General features: G+C 73.8%; 18 protein-coding genes. 8 read left to right on the top strand and 10 right to left on the bottom strand.

The features are described from left to right. Positions 1–201 precede the first annotated feature (201 nt). Positions 202–1,230: a hypothetical protein gene (locus tag AB0H53_RS14360; RefSeq protein ID WP_362111565.1), complete on the top strand. Its 1,029-nt coding sequence runs from the start codon at positions 202–204 to the stop codon at positions 1,228–1,230. 254 nt (positions 1,231–1,484) lie between these two features. Here the strand turns inward: AB0H53_RS14360 and AB0H53_RS14355 are convergent, their stop codons facing one another. The 7 genes from AB0H53_RS14355 to fabG all read right to left on the bottom strand — a co-directional run bounded on the left by AB0H53_RS14355 (position 1,485) and on the right by fabG (position 8,009). Continuing rightward, entirely contained in the window at positions 1,485–1,724 is a 240-nt protein-coding gene (locus tag AB0H53_RS14355) for an acyl-CoA carboxylase subunit epsilon (RefSeq protein WP_362111594.1), read from the bottom strand. 461 nt (positions 1,725–2,185) lie between these two features. After that, a complete protein-coding gene (locus tag AB0H53_RS14350) occupies positions 2,186–3,133 on the bottom strand; it encodes an SRPBCC family protein (protein WP_362111562.1) in 948 nt (315 codons plus the stop codon). A 103-nt stretch (positions 3,134–3,236) separates the two neighbouring features. Next, positions 3,237–4,682 (bottom strand): multicopper oxidase family protein, encoded by a 1,446-nt coding sequence (locus AB0H53_RS14345; protein ID WP_362111559.1) that lies wholly within the window; start codon positions 4,680–4,682, stop codon positions 3,237–3,239. Further along, positions 4,676–5,293, bottom strand: coding sequence for a hypothetical protein (locus AB0H53_RS14340; RefSeq protein ID WP_362111556.1), 618 nt, complete (start codon positions 5,291–5,293; stop codon positions 4,676–4,678). Before AB0H53_RS14340 ends, AB0H53_RS14345 begins: the two co-directional genes overlap by 7 nt. Then, positions 5,290–6,150 carry an oxidoreductase gene (locus AB0H53_RS14335; RefSeq protein ID WP_362111553.1) on the bottom strand — a complete coding sequence of 287 codons (861 nt, stop codon included), beginning with the start codon at positions 6,148–6,150 and terminating at the stop codon, positions 5,290–5,292. Before AB0H53_RS14335 ends, AB0H53_RS14340 begins: the two co-directional genes overlap by 4 nt. Continuing rightward, on the bottom strand, positions 6,147–7,097 hold the full coding sequence (locus tag AB0H53_RS14330; protein WP_362111550.1) for an aromatase/cyclase: 951 nt from the start codon (positions 7,095–7,097) through the stop codon (positions 6,147–6,149). The genes AB0H53_RS14335 and AB0H53_RS14330 overlap by 4 nt, the downstream gene beginning before the upstream one ends. Before the next feature lie 126 nt (positions 7,098–7,223). After that, entirely contained in the window at positions 7,224–8,009 is a 786-nt protein-coding gene (fabG, locus tag AB0H53_RS14325) for a 3-oxoacyl-ACP reductase FabG (protein WP_362111547.1), read from the bottom strand. 199 nt (positions 8,010–8,208) lie between these two features. Between fabG and AB0H53_RS14320 the strand changes: the two genes are divergently transcribed. From AB0H53_RS14320 to AB0H53_RS14300, 5 genes are all read left to right on the top strand, one after another. Beyond that, on the top strand, positions 8,209–9,360 hold the full coding sequence (locus tag AB0H53_RS14320; protein ID WP_362111544.1) for a DegT/DnrJ/EryC1/StrS family aminotransferase: 1,152 nt from the start codon (positions 8,209–8,211) through the stop codon (positions 9,358–9,360). A 55-nt stretch (positions 9,361–9,415) separates the two neighbouring features. Further along, the gene (locus AB0H53_RS14315) at positions 9,416–10,687 is read left to right on the top strand and encodes a beta-ketoacyl-[acyl-carrier-protein] synthase family protein (protein ID WP_362111541.1); all 1,272 of its coding nucleotides are present in this window, start codon (positions 9,416–9,418) and stop codon (positions 10,685–10,687) included. After that, entirely contained in the window at positions 10,684–11,946 is a 1,263-nt protein-coding gene (locus tag AB0H53_RS14310; protein ID WP_362111538.1) for a ketosynthase chain-length factor, read from the top strand. Before AB0H53_RS14315 ends, AB0H53_RS14310 begins: the two co-directional genes overlap by 4 nt. 127 nt (positions 11,947–12,073) lie before the next feature. After that, entirely contained in the window at positions 12,074–12,580 is a 507-nt protein-coding gene (locus tag AB0H53_RS14305) for a flavin reductase family protein (protein ID WP_362111535.1), read from the top strand. After that, on the top strand, positions 12,580–13,530 hold the full coding sequence (locus tag AB0H53_RS14300) for an MBL fold metallo-hydrolase (RefSeq protein WP_362111591.1): 951 nt from the start codon (positions 12,580–12,582) through the stop codon (positions 13,528–13,530). The genes AB0H53_RS14305 and AB0H53_RS14300 overlap by 1 nt, the downstream gene beginning before the upstream one ends. Before the next feature lie 123 nt (positions 13,531–13,653). Here the strand turns inward: AB0H53_RS14300 and AB0H53_RS14295 are convergent, their stop codons facing one another. Next, on the bottom strand, positions 13,654–14,427 hold the full coding sequence (locus AB0H53_RS14295; protein ID WP_362111532.1) for an SDR family oxidoreductase: 774 nt from the start codon (positions 14,425–14,427) through the stop codon (positions 13,654–13,656). Positions 14,428–14,514: 87 nt separating this feature from the next. Here AB0H53_RS14295 and AB0H53_RS14290 point away from each other — a divergent pair, with 87 nt between their 5' ends. After that, complete coding sequence (locus AB0H53_RS14290; protein WP_362111529.1) at positions 14,515–14,955, top strand: MarR family winged helix-turn-helix transcriptional regulator; 441 nt, start codon at positions 14,515–14,517, stop codon at positions 14,953–14,955. Positions 14,956–15,167: 212 nt separating this feature from the next. Next, positions 15,168–15,890 (top strand): ScbR family autoregulator-binding transcription factor, encoded by a 723-nt coding sequence (locus AB0H53_RS14285; RefSeq protein WP_362111526.1) that lies wholly within the window; start codon positions 15,168–15,170, stop codon positions 15,888–15,890. A 129-nt stretch (positions 15,891–16,019) separates the two neighbouring features. Here AB0H53_RS14285 and AB0H53_RS14280 read toward each other — a convergent pair whose 3' ends face one another. Then, positions 16,020–18,470, bottom strand: a complete 2,451-nt coding sequence (locus tag AB0H53_RS14280; RefSeq protein WP_362111523.1) for an HAD-IC family P-type ATPase — start codon at positions 18,468–18,470, stop codon at positions 16,020–16,022. Positions 18,471–18,611: 141 nt separating this feature from the next. Beyond that, on the bottom strand, positions 18,612–18,869 hold the full coding sequence (locus AB0H53_RS14275) for a DUF2530 domain-containing protein (RefSeq protein WP_362111521.1): 258 nt from the start codon (positions 18,867–18,869) through the stop codon (positions 18,612–18,614). Between the last annotated feature and the right edge of the window lie 118 nt (positions 18,870–18,987).

The following is an 18,987-nucleotide window of genomic DNA, read 5'->3' as shown; positions in this document are numbered from 1 at the left end:
CTATGAGAAGACCGCCACCGTCTACCTGGCCGGACTCCACATCGCGGGCATCTTCCTCTGGTCCGCCCGCTGATCCAAACGAAACTGCCTAGCCGGCCGGAAGCGGCCCCGGGACCCGAGACACCCGCCCGCCCGCCACCAGCAGTCCCGACGCCACCACCACAACCAGAACTACAACCACAACCACAACGGGGGTCATTCATGCGCAGGTACCAGCGAGCGAGACTCGGCACCGCGGCGCTCATCGCCGTGCTGTGCGCCACCCAGGCCACGGCCGCGTCGGCCGCGACCTCGTACGCCGAGCTGAGGACACTGGCCGGCGGCACGTCCAACCGGGCGTTCAGCGTCAACACGCTCGGCGTGGTCGTCGGTGACGCCGCCACACCCGCCGGCGAGAACCACGCCGTGCAGTGGAGCCGTGGCGGTGAGGCGACCGACCTCGGCACGCTGCCGGGCGACACCTCCAGCACGGCGTTCTCGGTCAACAGCAGCGACGGCACCGTCGTCGGCCGTTCGATCGGCACGATCGAGCGGGCGGTGCGCTGGGACCGCGGCGGCCAAGCCGTGCAACTGCCCGGGCTCCCGGGGGTGGCCAAGACCCGGGCGTACTCCGTCAACGACAGCCGGGTCGCCGTCGGCTTCTCCGTCACCCCCGACGGCAACTGGCACGCGCTGCGCTGGAGCGCCGACGCGAAGATGACCGAGCTTCCCGCGCTGCCGGGGGACGTCTCTACCGGGGCGACCTGGATCAACAACCTGGGCGTCGCCGTCGGCGCCTCCAGCACCACCGAGGGGCGCAACCGGGCGGTGCGGTGGGGGACCGACGGCAAGGTCACGGAGCTCCCGGCGCTGCCCGGGCACCAGGACAGCGCCGCCACCGCCATCAACGACCAGGGCGTCATGGTGGGCGGCTCCGGTGTGAGCGCCGAGTCCCCGACGAAGGCGGTGATGTGGACCCGCAACGGTGTGCCGCGGGAGCTTCCCACCTTCCCGGGTGACACGGCGAGCTACGCCCTGGCGCTGGGCAACAACGGGTGCGCCGTCGGCTACTCGGTGACGCCCGCCGGCCAGCACCGGCCGGTGATCTGGACTCCGGACGGCACGGTCAGCGAACTCACCACCGGAGTGGCGGGGAACGGTGACCCGTACTCCGTCCAGAACGGCACGGTGGTCGGAGTGGTCACGCCGACCGGCCAGACCTCCCGCGCCGGGATCTGGCGCCGGTCGTAGGGACGGGCGCGCAGCCACGCACAGGACGGCCCCGCGGGAGCACCCGCGGGGCCGTCCTGTGCGTGCCGGTGTCCGTCCGCGCGGTGTCGGTCCGCCCCGGCGGGTGGCGCGCGCGAGGTGACCCGCGGGTCGTACCGGTGGCTGTCCGCGCTGGGGGTGTGGCGGGCGCTCGCGTGGCCCGCGGTACGCGGGACGGCCCGCGGGCGATCACCCGCGGGCCGTCCCGCTGTCCCGGCGCAACCCGCCGGTCGCCGTCACCGCCAGCTGTGCGGTGCCCGGTAGGCGGGGGTCCGGTCCCATCGGCGCCAGCGGGCGACGGACCGGCCGGCGTCCCCCGCCGGCCGGTCCGCCCGCTTGGCCAGCACCGAGAACAGGGTCACGGCCACCGCGGCGAGTTCCTCCTCGGTGGCCTGCCCGCGCTCCACGCGCAGCACCGTCCGCGCGTCCAGGACGCGCGCGCTGTCCACGGCGTCCGGCGTGTCCTCGACGTCCATGGCGTGGGCGGTGTCCACGGCGTCCGGCGTGTCCTCGACGTCCGTGGCGTGGGCGGTGCCCATGGCGTCCAGCATGTCTGCGGCGCCCGGCGCCGCTGCGGGGTCCAGCCTCTCCATGGCGTCCACGGCGCCCGGTGCGTCCACCGTGTTCCCGGGGTCCACGGCGCCCAGTGCGTCCACGGCGTGCGCGGTGCCCGCGGCACCCAGCACGTCTGCGGCACCCAGCACGTCCACGACGTCCAGCACCTCCACAGCTCCCCCGGCGCCCGGCGCATCCAGCGTGTCCACGGCGTCCAGCGCACCCGTGCCGTCCACGACGTCAGCGTCCACCGTGTTCACCGCCTCCCCACCCCCATGGAGCCTCCTCACTCCTCCGGCCGTTCCGACGGGCACCGCTGCCGCTGCCGCCGCTGTCGCCGTCGCCGTGCCCGCCCGCCCGCCCCGTCGGGGCGGGCGGCGGGTCAGCCGCCTTCGACGTGCCTCTTCACCCCGTCCAGGATCAGCCGCACCTTCGCGCTCAGTTCCCGCTGGATGAACGCGGTGGCCTCCGCCGTCCCCTTGCCGTCGCCCAGCAGCCGCGCGATGCCCTCGCGCCGGACCACGACGGTCTGCCGCGAGGTGACCTCGACCCCCGTCCCGGTGGGCTCGATGTGCCAGCCGACCGTGTGGCTGGAGCCGATCGGCGGTAGCCGCAGCTGCTTGTAGGCGATCCCCCGGTGGGGGAGCCCGGCGCGGGCCGTCCTCATGGTGAGCAGGCCGCCGCCGTTCTCCACCGTGTCGACCTCGACGAGTTGCAGGCCGTCCTCGTCCTGGAGCGCCTCGGCCCGTGCCACGTGGGGCAGGAAACCGGGCCAGTCGGGTACGTCGTACAGCGCGTCGTACACCGCCTCGGCGGAGGCCGCGACGGGCACCGTGTCGGTGACCACCACCAGGAGTTCGGGCTCCCGGGCCGTCAGTTCGGCGGCGGCCCTCACCGCCGACGTCTCGGCGTCCGCCACCGTGTCGATCACGCCCCTGGTCGCCTCCAGTGCCCCCGGGTCGTCCACCGTGAGCGTGAAGCCGTGCAGCAGCCGGACCGTGCACCGGTGCGCGGTGACCGGTTCGACCACCCACGAGCGCTCCATGGAGGCGAGTGGTGGGGCGGGGTCCTCGGGGCGGAAGTCGATCCGCAGCGCGGCTTCGTCGAGGCGCCGCAGGGCCAGCCAGTGCTCGACCCGGTCGCCGGACGTGGTCCACATGCCGACGCGCTCGAACGCGCCCTGCCGGCCGATGACCTCGGCGTGGACGAACGCCCGGAACATCCACGGCCAGTTGGCCAGGTCGGCGAGCAGCCGGTAGACGTCCTCGGCGGGTGCGTCCACCGTGACCTCGTGCGATACCCGGGTGGCCCCGGGGTGTGACTCTGTCATGATCGTGGGTCCTCCGGACGGTGCGGCCGGGACGGTCCTCGACGCGTCGGGAGGACGGCTCGGCAACGGGACGGGCGGCGCGGCGACGGGGCGGCGGGGGCCGTCACCCGGACACGACGTCGATGCGGCCCATCTGGCCGCCGGACGAGTGGCCGAGCTGGTGGCAGTGGAAGAGGTACTGGCCCGGGTACGGCCCCCAGGTCATGGCGATCTTGACGCTCTCGCCGGGAGCCAGCGCCACGGTGTCCTTGATCCCCGCGTCGCGCACCCCGACCGGCCCGCCGTTGCGCTCCACCACCCGGAAGTGCGTCAGGTGGGTGTGGAAGCTGTGCCAGAGGTGGAAGTCCGGCTTCCCGGCCGCGATCGGGGCCTCCACGTTCCTGACGGTCCACAGCTCGGTGGTGCCCAGCCTGGTGGTGACGTCGACCCGGTCGGGGTCGTACAGGCGGCCGTTGATGGTCATCTCCGGGAAGGTGCGGAGCTCGAAGTCGCGCTCCACGGTGGGGGCCGGCAGCGGCGGCTGCGTCGACAGCCGCGCGGGCACCTTGCTGGTGTCGGCGGCCTCGCGGACCACGTCGAAGCGCAGCACCTCGGGGCGCTCGGTGGTCAGCGCGCCGGTGTTCTCCAGCACGATCGAGCCGCCCACCCCGTAGCGGGCGAAGTCGACGACGATCTCGGCGCGCTCGCCGCCCATCATCAGCAGGTCGGTCCGCTGGACCGGGGCCTCCAGCAGGCCGCCGTCGGTGCCGATCTGGGTGAACTCCGCGCCGTCGGCGAAGCGCAGCCGGATGTAGCGGTTGACGCAGGCGTTGTAGACGCGCAGCCGGTACTTGCGGGCCGCCACCTTGAAGTACGGCCGTTCCTTGCCGTTGACCAGCATGTTGGAGCAGTCGGACGGGCGGGTGTACAGCAGGGTGCCGTCCTCCTCCACCCGCGCGTCGCGGATGACGAGGGGGACGTCGTAGCCGCCGGACGGCAGGCCGAGGCCGCGCTCGTTGCGGTCGCTGATCAGGTACAGCCCCTGCATGCCCAGGAAGACGTTGGTGTCCTCCAGGTGGTGCGCGTGGTCGTGGTACCAGAGCGACGCCGCCTGCTGCTTGTTCGGGTAGCGGTAGGTGCGCTCGCCGCCGGGCGCGATGGTGTCCATGGGCAACCCGTCGTGCTCGGACAGCACGGTGCCGCCGTGCAGGTGGACGGCGGTGTTCACGGAGAGCTGGTTGATCTGGCGGACCACCACCTCCCGCCCGGACGACGCCTTGATGGTCGGGCCGGGGAAGGTGCCGCCGTAGGTGCGCACGTCGGACAGCAGGCCCTTGACGATCTCGGCCTTGGCGTCCTTCATCCGTATCTCGTACAGATCGGAGGTGGCCGTGGTCCCGGTGGGGCCGAGCACGCGCGGGACGGTCATGGCGTGGGCGAACGGGACGGTGGGGGCGGCCTCCGCCGTGGCGGCGGCGGCCGTGGCGGGCCCGAGCACCCGGTCCCACGGCAGCAGGGCGGCGCCGCCGCCGGCGGCCGCCGCCTTGAGGAGGTTTCTGCGGTTCAGCATGGACCAGGCTTCCTTCGACGGGATGGACGGCCGGTGCCGGCGGCGCTCCAGGGCACGCCGACACAGACGGTGAGCAGTACGGCCAGGGGGGCGGTGAACCGCAGCGCGGTGACCGCGTCGGCGGTGACGGCGGACCACAGCGGCACACCGGCGGGGGCGAGGGCGGTGGCGAGGGCCACCACGGGCACGCTCACGGCGGCGCCCGCGATGCCCGCCACCACGGCGAAGGCCGGGCGGGCCAGCCGGCCGGCCCGGCGCCGCAGTACCCGCGCGGCCAGCCCCAGCAGGGGCAGCAGGAGGTAGAACGCCGCCGTCACCAGGGCCAGCAGCAGGCCGGCACTGGTCGCCTGCTCCGCCGCCACCTCGGGCGCCGAACTGTGGAACCAGGCGTGGTCGCCGGGGCTGGGCGCGGGCGGCTTGGTCCGGGCGACCGCGATCCACCCGACCGCGGCGGCCTCGGCGAGCGCGAAGACGCCCAGCCGGACCGGGCGCGGGCCCGGCAGCCCCCGCAGGGGGCCGCGTGGTGCCGCCGCACCGGGGCCGGCGGCGGTGGTGGCACGCGCCGTCCCGCCTCCCGCACCCGGGCCGGCGGCGGTGGTGGTGAGGCTCATCGCCCCGCCTCCTCCGCCGGGAAGTCCGTGGTGCGGGCGAGGGCGTCCCACTCCTCCCACTCGGCGAGGCGGTCCTTGAGCACCCGGGGCGCCAGGTCGGCCGCGCCGGCGCCCAGCAGGACGCGCAGCGGCGGCTTCTCGGCGGCCACGAGCTCCAGCAGCGCTTCGCCCGCCCTGCGGGGGTCGCCGGGCTGGAGGTGCGCGTAGGCACCCGACAGCCCGTGCCGGCGCTTGGCCAGCACCGCGTCGTAGGCGGACTTGGGGGTGGCGCGCACCATGCTGCCGGCGCTCCAGTCGGTGCGGAACTCACCGGCCTCGACCAGGGTGACCCTGATCCCGAAGCCCGCGACCTCCTGGGCCAGCGTCTCGCCGACCGCCTCCAGCGCCCACTTGCTCGCGCAGTACATACCGAGGTTGGGGTACGTGGTGACGCCCGCGATGCTCGACATCTGGAGCAGGTGGCCGGTGCCCTGCCGGCGCATCACCGGCAGCGCGGCCTGGGTCACCCACAGCGCGCCGAAGAGGTTCACGTCGAACTGCTCCCGGACCTGCTGTTCGCTGACCTCCTCCACGGCGCCGGACAGCCCGTACCCCGCGTTGTTCAGCACCACGTCGATACGGCCGGCCCGCTCGGCCGCCTCGGCCACCGTGGCGAACACCGCGGCGCGGTCGGTGACGTCGAGCGCCATGGGGACGACCCGCTCGCCGAACCGCGCCACCAGGTCGTCCAGCGCCGCCGTGCGGCGCGCCGTGGCCACCACCGTGTCGCCGGCGTCCAGTACGGCCTCGGTGACGGCCCGGCCCAGGCCGCGTGAGGCGCCGGTCACGAACCAGACGCGCGGTGTCCGGCCGTTCACCGGCCGGCCCGCTGCTCGGCGAACCGCTTGGCGTGGTTCAGGGTGGCCGTGCTGTTGGTGCTCAGAGCGGTGTGGACGTACCGCTTGGCGTCCTCGACGGTGGCCTCCTCGCCGAGCACCCTGGCGATGTTGGCGGTGTTGATGGTGACCGTGTGCTGGGAGGAGGCGGTGACGCCCTCGTCGTCCTCGGCGAAGGTCCAGTAGCCGGTGTGCAGGGTCATCAGCGCCGGCAGGGTGGTCTGCTTGTAGGCGATGCGGTGGTGCGGGAAGGTCACCCGGTAGGACTTGGTGGTGTGCGTCGAGCCGTCCTTGGCGCGGGTGTCCATCTCCAGTTCCTGGAGGCCCGGGGTGTCCTCGGTCAGCCGGACGGTGGCCACGTGCGGCAGGCGTTCGGGCCAGCGGTCGGCCTCGTTGACGAAGTCGAAGACGTCCTTGGCGGAGCCGTCGACGCGCACGCTGTCCTCGAAGGAGAACGTCAGGTCCTCGCTGGCGTGCGCGAGCTCCACGTTGGTCTTCAGCGCGGCCAGTTCGGAACGGGAGTTGCGGTCGACGGCCTCGTCGATCCAGGCGAGGTGCGCCGGGTCGTCGTCGACGGCCCGGTAGTCGTGCAGCAGCCGCACCCGTGACAGGCCGTCGCCGAGCGGTTCGATGATCCAGGTGCCGCCCATGGCGGCGACCGGGTGCGCGGGAACCTCCTGGCGGAAGGTGATCGTCAGCTCGGCGGGGTCCAGGGTCCGGCGGGACGTCCAGTTCTTGGCCTCGCCGTTGGCGGTGGCCCAGATGCGGATGCGCTCCTCACCCGTGCCCACGGCGACCTGGTCGACGTGGATGGTGGGCGGGAAGATCCGCGGCCAGTTGCGCACCTCCGCGATCAGGCGGTACACCGCGTCGGCCGGGGCCGAGATCGTGATCTCGTGCTCCACCTCGCGCGGTCCGGGCTGCGACATGCTCGTACTCCTCGGATTCGGGTCGGTTCGATGGGCCGGGCCGGCCGGGCGGACCCGCGGACCGGCGGGCCCGGCGCAGTCCACGCGGTCCGCGGGCCGGCGGGCGGGCCGGCCGGGCGCGGCCCGTCAGAAGTTGCCGAGGCCGCCGCAGACGTTGAGCGCCTGGGAGGTGATGGAGGCGGCGGTGTCGGAGGCCAGGTAGCCGACCAGCCCGGCGACCTCCTCGGGGGTCGAGTACCGGCCCAGCGGGATCTTGGCCTGGAACTTCTCCAGGATGGCGTCCTCGGTGGTCCCGTAGGCGGTCGCGTAGCCCTGGCGCACGCGCTGCGCCATCGGGGTCTCGACATAGCCGGGGCAGACGGCGTTGACGGTGATCCCGGTCGGTGCCAGCTCGTTGCCCAGCGCCTTGGTGAAGCCGACCACGCCGTGCTTGGAGGCCGAGTACGGGGCGCCCAGGACCACGCCCTGCTTGCCGGCGGTGGAGGCGATGTTGATGATCCGCCCGCGGCTCTTGCGGCGCATGCCACCGGTGTTCAGCACCTCGCGGGTGACGCGGAAGACGCTGTTGAGGTTGGTGTCGATGACGTCGTCCCACAGCTCGTCGTCGATGTCGGCGGTGACCCCGCCGCCGGACCGGCCGGCGTTGTTGACCACCACGTCGACCGTGCCGAAGCGGTCCACCGCGGTGCTCACCCAGTCGCGGACGCTCTGCCCGGACCGCACGTCCAGGGTGGTGCCGTCCACCTCCAGGCCCTCGTCCTGGAGCAGTTTCACGGTCGAGGCGACGTTGCCGGCGTCGCGGGCGCCGATGAAGACGCGGTGGCCGGAGGCGGCCAGCACCCGGGCCACCTCCAGTCCGATTCCACTGGTCGCGCCCGTGACGACCGCGACCCGCTTGTCCTGTTCCGGCATGGCATCTCCTCGGCAGCTCGACATGGTGGCGCAGGCGGAGGATCCGGCCCGCCCCTGGAGCGGCGCTCGAAGGCCCCTTGGGGCGTGCTCGGCCCGCCCGGCCCGGGCCGGGCGGGCGCGGCGGCACAACCGGGCCTCGATCGAGGGTCGAGCAGGCGTTCGCAAGCTCGGCGGTGACATCCGGACGTGAGAGGCGGCTATGATCAATCTCTTTCAGCCCCAGGTGGGTGCTGAGGAACTGGACGCGGTTGCCCAGGTGTTCGAGGACAACTGGCTCGGACACGGCCCGCGCACCAAGGAGTTCGAGGCGGCGTTCGCCGCGCACCTGGGTGTGGGTCCGGAGCACGTCGTCTTCCTCAACTCCGGCACGTCCGGGCTGTTCCTGGCCCTGGAGTCACTGGGCCTCCAGGACGGCGACGAGGTCGTCCTGCCCTCGCTCAGCTTCCTGGCCGCGGCCAACGCGGTCCTGACCAGCGGCGCCCGGCCGGTCTTCTGCGACGCCGACCCGCGCACCCTCAACCCCACGGCTGCGGACGTCGAACGGTCCCTGACCGACCGCACCAGGGCGGTCGTCGTCCTCCACTACGGCGGCTGCCCCGGCGACATCGTCCGTATCGCCGAGCTCTGCCGCGAGCGGGGCGTGGCGCTCGTCGAGGACGCGGCCTGCTCGGTCGCCTCACGGGTCGACGGCCGGGCCGTCGGCACCTTCGGCGACCTCGCCATGTGGAGCTTCGACGCCATGAAGGTCCTCGTCACCGGCGACGGCGGCATGATCTACGTCAAGGACGCCGAGCGGGCCGCCCGGGTGCGCCGCCTGGCCTACCACGGCCTCGCCCAGCCCAGCGGCTTCGGCTACGCCAAGGTCTCCGCCCGCTGGTGGGAGCTGGACGTGCCCGAGCCCGGCCGCCGGGTCATCGGCAACGACCTGACCGCGGCCATCGGCTCCGTACAGCTCCGCAGGCTGCCGGAGATGGTGGCCCGCCGGCGGGAGATCGTCGCCCGCTACGACCAGGAGCTCGCCGGCCTGGACGGGCTGCTCACCCCGCCGCCGCTCCCCGCCGGCCACGAGTCCACCCACTACTTCTACTGGGTGCAGATGGAGCCGGGGCTGCGGGACCGGGTCGCCGGTGACCTGCTGTCGGACGGCGTCTACACCACGTTCCGGTACGCACCGCTGCACAAGGTCCCGGCGTACGGCACGGACGCCCCCGCGCTGCCCGGCTCGGACTGGGCCTCCGAGCGCACCCTGTGCCTGCCCCTGCACCCGGGGCTGAGCGACGCCGACGTCCTCACCGTCGCCGCGTCCCTCCGCAAGGCCCTGGACGCCCGGCGGGCGGAAGCCGCCGCGTGAGCCGGGGAGCCGGACCGACAGCACAGCAGGAGGACTCATCCGTGAAGGACACCCCATGAGCCGACGCGTCGTCATCACCGGGATAGGCGTGGTCGCGCCCGGGGGAGTGGGCACCAAGGAGTTCTGGTCCCTGCTCACCTCCGGGAGGACCGCGACCCGGGCCATCAGCCTCTTCGACGCCACCCCCTTCCGGTCCCGTATCGCCGCGGAGGCCGACTTCGACCCGCTGCGCCACGGCTTCACCCCCGAGGAGGCCGGCCGCCTCGACAGGGCCGCGCAGTTCGCGCTGGTCAGCGCCGAGGAGGCGGTGCGCGACAGCGGGCTGACCGGCGCCGGGCTGGACCCCACCCGTACCGGTGTCACCCTGGGCAGCGCCGTCGGCTGCACCATGGGCCTGGACAGCGAGTACAACACCGTGAGCCGGGGCGGCAGCACCTGGCAGGTCGACCACGCCCTCGCCGTACCGCACCTGTTCGACTACTTCGTGCCGAGTTCCATGGCGGCGGAGGTCGCCTGGCGCACCGGTGCCCAGGGCCCGGTCGCCATGGTGTCCACCGGCTGCACCTCGGGCCTGGACTCCATCGGCCACGCCGTCGAGCTGATCCGCGAGGGCAGCGCCGATGTGATGATCGCGGGCGCCACGGAGGCCCCCATCTCCCCGATCACGGTGGCCTGTTTCGACGCCATCAAGGCCACTTCGCCGCGCAACGACGAGCCGGAGACCGCCTCCCGGCCCTTCGACGCCTCCCGCAACGGGTTCGTCCTGGGGGAGGGCTCGGCCGTGCTGGTCCTGGAGGAGCTGTCCGCCGCCCGTCGCCGGGGTGCCCACGTCTACGCAGAGATCGCCGGCTTCGCCAGCCGCTGCAACGCCTACCACATGACCGGGCTCCGCCCCGACGGCCGGGAGATGGCCGAGGCCATCACGGTCGCGCTGGACGAGGCCCGGCTCGACCCCGGCGCCGTCGACTACATCAACGCCCACGGGTCGGGCACCAAGCAGAACGACCGCCATGAGACGGCCGCGTTCAAACGCAGCCTCGGGCAGCGCGCCCACGAGGTCCCGGTCAGCTCCATCAAGTCGATGATCGGGCACTCGCTCGGCGCCATCGGCTCCCTGGAGGTGGCCGCCAGCGCCCTGGCCATCGAGCACAACACGGTGCCGCCCACCGCCAACCTCCACAACCCCGACCCGGCCTGCGACCTGGACTACACCCCGCTGGTCGCCCGCGAGCAGCGCACCGACACCGTCCTGAGCGTCGGCAGCGGGTTCGGCGGCTTCCAGAGCGCCATGGTCCTGACCCGCCCGCGCCTGGGAGACGCCGTATGAGCACTGAGACCCTGGGGCGCGCCGGCGCCGCCGCGCCCGCCTCCGCCGCGGCTCCCGTCGTCACCGGTATCGGCGTGGTGGCACCCAACGGCCTGGGCACCGAGGCGTGGTGGGGCGCGGTCCTGCGCGGGGAGAGCGGGATCCGCCCGGTCACCCGCTTCGACCCCGGGCAGTACCCGGCCCGGCTCGCCGGGGAGGTGCCGGGGTTCGACCCGGCCGAGCACATCCCCAGCAGGCTGCTGCCCCAGACGGACCACATGACCCGGCTCGCCCTGGTGGCCGCCGAGGAGGCCCTCGCCGACGCGGGCGTGGACCCCGCCGAGCTGCCCGACTACGCGGCGGGCGTCATCACCGCGAGCTCGGCGGGCGGCTTCGAGTTCGGCCAGCGCGAGTTGGAGGCCCTGTGGAGCAAGGGGGGCCAGTATGTGAGCGCGTACCAGTCCTTCGCCTGGTTCTACGCGGTCAACTCCGGCCAGATCTCCATCAGGAACGGGCTGCGCGGCCCCAGCGGGGTGCTCGTCACCGAGCAGGCCGGCGGCCTGGACGCGGTCGCCCAGGCCCGCCGCCAGCTCCGCGGCGGTGTACGGCTGCTGGTCACCGGCGGGGTGGATTCCTCACTCTGCCCCTGGGGCTGGGTGGCGCACCTGGCCGGGGGCGAGCTGAGCACCGCCGACGACCCGGAGCGCGCCTTCCTGCCCTTCTCGCCCGACGCCGCCGGCCATGTCGCCGGGGAGGGCGGCGCGCTCCTCGTCCTGGAGGACGCGGACGCCGCCCGTGCGCGGGGCGCCACGGCGTACGGAACGGTCGCCGGGTACGCCTCGACGTTCGACCCGGCGCCCGGCTCGGGCGGCGCCCCGCGCCTGGGCGCCGCCGCCGAACTGGCCCTGCGGCAGGCCGGGGTGGCCCCGGACGAGGTGGACGTGGTCTTCGCCGACGCCGCCGGGCGCCGGGCGGCCGACCGCGAGGAGGCCCGGGCCGTCGCCTCGCTCTTCGGGGAGTACGGAGTCCCGGTGACCGCCCCCAAGACGATGACGGGCCGGCTCTCGGCGGGCGGGGCCTCCCTCGACCTCGCCGCGGCCTTCCTCGCCCTGCGCGACGGGGTCATCCCGCCCACCACGGGCACCGGCACCCCGGCCGAGGACTGCCCGGTCGACCTGGTCACCGCCCCGCGCCGGCCGGCGAGGCTGCGCACGGCGCTGGTCCTGGCCCGGGGCCGGGGCGGTTTCAACGCCGCCATGGTGGTCCGCTCGGCGCCCTGACGAACCGCCCCGGGGCGGGTGCCGGCACCGGCGCCCGCCCCGGCGGCCCATGCCCCGCCCGGGCCGTGGTGCACCGCGGCGCCGGGACCCGGCCGCCGAACCGCGCTCCAGAGCCAGGAGGAGACCGTTGCCCCCCGTCGACCCCGACGAGTTCGCCCGCACGATGGCACGCGTGCCCACCCCCGTCACGGTCGTGACGACCGTGGACACGAGCGGACGCCGCTGGGGTTTCACCGCCAGCTCGTTCACCTCGCTGTCGCTGGACCCTCCGCTGGTGCTGGTCTGCCTGGCCAGGACGGCCTCGTGCCACGCCGCCTTCGCGGCCGCCGACCGGTTCCTGGTGAACGTCCTGGCGGCGGACCAGGCCGACGTCGCGGGCGCCTTCGCCCGCTCCGGCCACGACAAGTTCGCCGGCGGCACGATGGAGCCGTGCGAGGCGGGGCTGCCGGGGCTGCCCGGTGCCACGGCCCGGCTCGCCTGCGTCACGCACGGCGTCCTGGACGGCGGTGACCACAGCATCCTGGTGGGCCGGGTCGAGTCCGTCGCCACGGGTGTCGCGGAGCCGATGGTCTACTGCAACCGCCTCTTCACCCGGCTCGGGGGGAACCCGGCCCTCGCCTCGTCCACCCCGTGATGTGCCCCGACCAGGAGCGAGCAGTGTCCGACCCTTCCCCCCGTTCGCCGTCCGCCGCGCGTCTGCACGAGGTCGCCCCGGACGTCTACGCGTACGTCCAGCCCGACGGCGGCTGGTGCCTCAACAACGCGGGGCTCGTCACCGCCGGCGGCATGACCGCCCTGATCGACACCGCCGCCACCGAGGCGCGGGCCAGGGCGCTGCGGGACGCCGTCAGGTCGGTGACACCGCACGCGCCGCGCTATGTGGTGAACACCCATCCGCACGGTGACCACACCTTCGGCAACCGCCTCTTCAGCGACCGGGCGGTGATCGTCGCGCACGAGGCGACGCGGGCGGAGATGGACCTGGCCGGGCTGCACCTGACGGGCCTGTGGCCGGACGTGCGGTGGGGCGACGTCGCGGTGGAACTGCCCAGCCTGACCTTCCGCGAGCCGATCACCCTCCACCTCGGTGGTGTCCGCGCCGAGCTGATGCACCTGGGCACCGCCCACACCAGGAACGACACCGTGGTGTGGCTGCCCGCCCAGCGGGTGCTGTTCACCGGCGACGTCGTGATGTCCGGCGCCACCCCGTTCTGCCTCACCGGCTCGGTCTCCGGATCGCTCGACGTGGTGGACCGGCTGCGGGCCCTGGCGCCCGAGACCGTGGTGCCGGGGCACGGCCCGGTCGGCGGCCCCGAGCTGCTCGACTCCACGGCGGCCTACCTGCGCCATGTCCAGCGGCTGGCCGCCGAGGGCATCGCCGCCGGGCTCACCCCGCTGGAGACGGCGCGCGAGGCGGACCTGGGCCCGTTCGCCTCGCTCATCGACAGTGAGCGCATCGTCCCCAACCTCCATCGCGCCTACGCCGAGGCGAGGGGCGCGCGGCCGGGCCACCCGCTCGACATCGAGGAGATGTTCTCCGAGATGGTGGCCTTCCACGGCGGCCTCCCGGCCTGCGCCGCCTGACCGGACGACGCGGAACCCGCGCCTCCGGCCGGCCCGCGCCGGAGGCCGGTCCGCGACCCGTCCGCACGCCCGGCCGCGACTCGTCCGCACGCCCGGCCGCGCCCCGTCCGAAGGCCCGGCGCCTCAGCGGGCGAGCCGGCCGCCCTCCACCGCCAGCGTCGTACCCGTCACATAGGAGGAGCGGTCACCGCACAACCAGGCCGCCGCCTCGGCGATCTCGGTGGGGTCCGCGATCCGCGCCAGCATCGCCTTGCCCGCCATCGCGTCCTCCCGTGCGGGGTGGTCCTCGGCCAGCCAGCCCGAGATCATGTCGCTCCGGGTCGCGCCGGTGGCCAGGGCGTTGACCCGCACGCCCCGTGAGCCGTACTCGTGGGCCGCCGCCTTCGTCAGCCCGATCACCGCGTGCTTGGCGGCGATGTAGGGGGAGCCGGCCGCCGTGGCGACCAGACCGGCCGTACTGCTGTTGTTGACGATCGACCCGCCGCCACCGGCGAGCATCGCCGTCAGCTCGGCCCGCAGGCAGTTCCACACCCCGCGCACGTTCACGTCCATGACGGCGTCGTAGACGGCGTCGTCCATCAGGTGCGTCGGGCCGGGCAGTGCCCCGAGCCCCGCGTTGTTGAACGCCGCGTCGAGCCGCCCGAACCCGTCCACGGCCGCCGCGACCGCCCGGTCCACGTCCTCGCGACGGGTGACGTCCGCGACCACGTACTGCGCCCGGTGCCCCGCCCGCACCAGGTCGGCGGTCAGCTCGGCGAGCTCCCGCTCCCGCCGGGCGACCAGGGTCACGGCGGCGCCCTCCCGGCAGAAGACCCGGGCGGCGGCGGCGCCGATTCCGGTACTGGCGCCGGTGATCAGGGCCGACTTGTCCGCGAGCATGCCACTGCCGGTGATCATGGCGTAGGACAGTAGCATCGCGGAGCGTCCCGGCCCCGGCCGCGCCCCGCGGAGGACCGTGACGCCGCCGACCGGAGGGACAGCACCGTGCCGCACGCCGAGACCGAGCTGGGAGAGGTCGCGCACCGGGCGGTCATCGCCTTCATCCGTGGCGAGTTGCGCACGCTCGGCCTGACCCAGCCGCAGTACTGGGTGCTGCGCCACCTCTGCCCCGACGACCCCGCGCCCGACGGGCAGGGCCTCACCACCGCGGAGCTGACCGCCGTCATGCGGCCCTACCTGGGGGACCACGACCTGGAGCCGGAGGTCGCCGGGCTGGCGCGGGACGGGCTGGTGGCCCAGGACGACGGCGGGCGGCTGTGGGTCACGGAGCCCGGCCGGCGAGCCCACGCCCGGGTCAAGGAGCACGCCCCGGTGATCCGCGCGCGGCTCAGGGAAGGCATCGACGACGCCGAGTACGCGACCATGCTGTCGGTGCTGCGCCGCATCATCCGCAACGCCGGCGGCGAGCCGGACAGCGACGCCTGACGGCGCGGCCCCGGACGCCCGCCGCGAGCACGCCCCCCCGCCGCCCGCCGGCCGGCCGGGGTTTTCCCGGCGCCGGATCGGCGTGCCCGCCCGGCGAACCCGGGACTCGCCGATTTCCCGACTGCTAACATCGGACCTTCTGGTTGGTTTGTTTTACGGCACCAGCGACCCGGCGGAGGCGTCCTGGACGGCCCTCAGTAAGCGGAGGCAGCGTGGCACGGCAAGAGCGCGCGGTCCGCACGCGCCGCGCGATCCTGGAAGCGGCTGCGGCGGTGTTCGACGAGCGTGGCTACGAGGCCGCGACGATCGCGGAGATCCTGGAGCGGGCGGGCGTCACCAAGGGAGCGCTGTACTTCCACTTCCCCTCCAAGCAGGCGCTGGCACAGGGCGTGCTGGACGAGCAGCTCGCCGAGGGCGGCGTGCCGCCCCGCGACAGCAAGCTCCAGGAGATGGTGGACGTCGGTCTGCTGCTCGCGTACCGGATCAAGCGGGAGCCCATGCTCAGCGCGGGTGCCCGGCTGTCCCTGGGCCCCGAGATGCGGGACGTCTTCTGCGGCGGGTCGGTGCCGGGCTGGATCGAGTTCACCACCCGGCTGTTGGAGGCGGCCAAGGCCCAGGGCGAGCTCCTGCCGCACGTGAACCCGGCCGAGACGGCCTGGGTGTTCTGCGCCTGCTGGACCGGGGCCCAGATGTACTCGCAGGCCCTGACCGAGCGCGAGGACCTCGAAGCCCGCGTCACCTCCGTCTACCAGCACATCTACCCCAGTATCGCGACCCCCGCGGTGCTCGCCCGCCTGGACATGTCGCCGCAGCGGGCGGCGCGCGTGGTGGCCGAGGTGGAGTCCCTGCGCGCCGCCGAGGCGGACGGGGTGGCCGAATCCGCCCGCGCCACCGAGCCCGCCCGTGCCACGGCCGGGGCCCCGGCCCTCCGGTAGGACGGCCGCCCCCGGCGCACCCGCCCGGCGGCCGTGCGCCAGGACCGCGCACCGCCGCCCGCGCACCGCCACCGCCGCCCACGCACCACCACCGGCCACGCGCCGCCAGCACCGCCCGCCGCCCACCGGCTACGCGGGGAACCTGCGGTCGACCGCGCGCCAGGTGAGTTCCAGCAGTCCCGCGCCCGCCGCCGCGACGGCCACCGCCGCCCACGGCATCGTCGTGCCCACCAGCCGCAGGGCGAAGAAGTCCTGGAGCCAGGGCACGACGAGCACCAGCAGGAAGCCCAGGCCCATCGCCGCGACCAGGCCGACCCGCCACCAGGTGTAGGGGCGGGCGATGATCACCAGCACCCACATCGACACCAGGAACAGCGTGAGCGTCGCCGCGCTGGTCTCGGCGCTCAGCGCGTCGGGACCGCTGTAGTGGGTCCGGGCCAGCAGGTAGGTGCTGAAGGTGGCGGCGGCCGCGATGATCCCGCCCGGCACCGCGTACCGCATCACCCGCCGCACGAAGTGCGGCTTGGCGCGCTCCTTGTTGGGCGCCAGCGCCAGGAAGAACGCCGGGGCGCCGATGGTGAGGGTGGACAGCAGGGTGAGGTGGCGGGGCAGGAAGGGGTACTCGACGCCGCTGCACACCACCAGGATCGCCAGCAGCACCGAGTAGACCGTCTTCGTCAGGAACAGGGTGGCCACCCGGGTGATGTTGCCGATGACCCGGCGGCCCTCGGCGACGACCGAGGGCAGCGTGGCGAAGCTGTTGTTGAGCAGCACGATCTGCGCGACGGCCTTGGTGGCCTCGGAGCCGGAGCCCATGCTGACGCCGATGTCGGCGTCCTTGAGCGCCAGTACGTCGTTGACGCCGTCGCCCGTCATGGCGACCGTGTGCCCGTTCGTCTGGAGCGCGCCGACCATGTGCCGCTTCTGCTGCGGGGTGACCCGGCCGAAGACCGCGCCCCGGTCCAGGGCCTTGGCCATCCGGTCCCGGTCCTCGGGCAGGCGGCGGGCGTCGACGGTGTTCGCGGCGCCGGGCAGGCCCAGCTTGCCGGCGACCGCGCCGACCGAGACCGCGTTGTCACCGGAGATGACCTTGGCGGCGACGTCCTGGTCGGCGAAGTAGGCGAGGGTGTCGGCGGCGTCGGGCCGCAGCCGCTGTTCCAGCACCACCAGGGCGGCGGGCCGGGCGCCCTCGGCGACCCGGGGGTCGTCCAGTTCACCGGTGACGCGGGCCAGCAGCAGCACCCGCAGTCCCCGCTCGTTGAGGTCCTCGATCTCGTCGAGGACCGGATCGCCGTCCGGCAGCAGCACATCGGGCGCGCCGAGCAGCCAGGTGCTGCTCTGCCCGTCGCCCTCGCTGAACGCCGCCCCGCTGTACTTGCGGGCGGAGGAGAACGGCAGGGACTCCGTGCAACGCCAGTCGTCGCTGTCCGGGTAGGTGTCGATGATCGCCTGGAGCGAGGCGTTGGGGCGCGGGTCGGACTCGCCGAGCGCGCCGAGGACCTTGGCGACGTACGCCTCGTCCGCGCCGTCCAGGGTGCGCAGCTCGGTGACGTCCATGCCGCCCTCGGTGAGGGTGCCGGTCTTGTCCAGGCACACCACGTCCACCCGGGCGAGGCCCTCGATGGCGGGCAGTTCCTGGACGAGGCACTGCTGGCGGCCCAGCCGGATGACACCGATGGCGAACGCCACCGAGGTCAGCAGGACCAGTCCTTCGGGGATCATCGGGACGATGCCGCCGACGGTGCGGGCGACGGAGTTCTTGACGTCGGTGTCCTTGACCACGAGCTGGCTGATGATGAGCCCGACGGCGGTCGGCACCATCATCCACGTCACGTACTTGAGGATGGTCGAGATGCCGCTGCGCAGCTCGGAGTGGACCAGGGTGAACCGGGACGCCTCCTCGGCGAGCTGCGCGGCGTACGCCTCCCGGCCGACCTTGGTGGCGGTGAACGCGCCGCCGCCCGCGACGACGAAGCTGCCGGACATGACCTGGTCCCCGGGTTTCTTGACCACGGGGTCGGCCTCGCCGGTCAGCAGCGACTCGTCGATCTCCAGGCCGTCGGCCTCGGCGACCACGCCGTCGACCACCACCTTGTCGCCCGGGCCCAGCTCGACGCAGTCCCCGAGGACGATCCCGGAGGTGGGCACGGCGGTGGCGGTGCCGTCCCGCCGGACGGTGGGCCGGGCCTCGCCGATCACGGCGAGCCCGTCGAGGGTCTTCTTGGCGCGCAGTTCCTGGATGATGCCGATGCCGGTGTTGGCGATGATGACGAAGCCGAACAGGCTGTCCTGGATCGGCGCGACCACCAGCATGATCACCCAGAGCACGCCGATGATGGCGTTGAAGCGGGTGAAGACGTTGCCTCGGACGATGTCGCCGGTGGAGCGGGAACTGCGTACGGGGACGTCGTTGACCTCGCCCCGTGCCACTCGTTCGGCGACCTCGGCGGCCGTCAGCCCTCCTGGCCGGTGGGTCACGGGTGGTGGCTCGGGGTGCGCGGGGCCGGGCTCGGTTCCGGTGCCGATGAGGTGTCCGCCGGGCTCCGGCCCGCCGGTGTCGATCTTCGCCCGCTGCGTCATGCCTCCGACGGTACGACCGGATCGCCCCGCTCACCCCCCGGGCGGCCGAAAGATCCACCGCTGGTACGAGGCGGATGGTCCCGTGGTCGTACGGGGGTTGCCGGGAGGTCCGGGCCTTGCCTGGAGGGCCGGCGGTCGGCCTCAGGCGTGGTCGCCGCGCGCCGCCCGCTTGATCGCCGCGTCGCGCTTGCGGACGTACCAGATGCCGATCAGCCCCAGCCCGGCGCCGGCCAGGCAGGTCCAGACCCACCAGGTGAGGTCGCGGTCGGCGAACCAGCCGTAGAAGGGGACCTGGGCCAGGAAGAGGACGAACCAGATGATCGTGCCGCCGGTGATGGTGGCGACGACGGGCCCCTCCAGGGGCTCCGGTGCCTCGTGCTTGGGGGTCCACTTCGCCATGCGGACAGTCTAGGGCGCCGCCCCGCAGGCCCTCCGGGACCACCGGATGCCAGGCGCCGCAAGGGTCTACGCGCGAAGATGGCGATCTTTCCCTTATGTATTCATACTGAAACGGCCC

This window comes from Streptomyces sp. NPDC050856 (assembly GCF_040653855.1).
In the GTDB taxonomy this organism is placed as follows: domain Bacteria; phylum Actinomycetota; class Actinomycetes; order Streptomycetales; family Streptomycetaceae; genus Streptomyces.
This window is presented reverse-complemented; position numbering and strand designations above follow the sequence as displayed.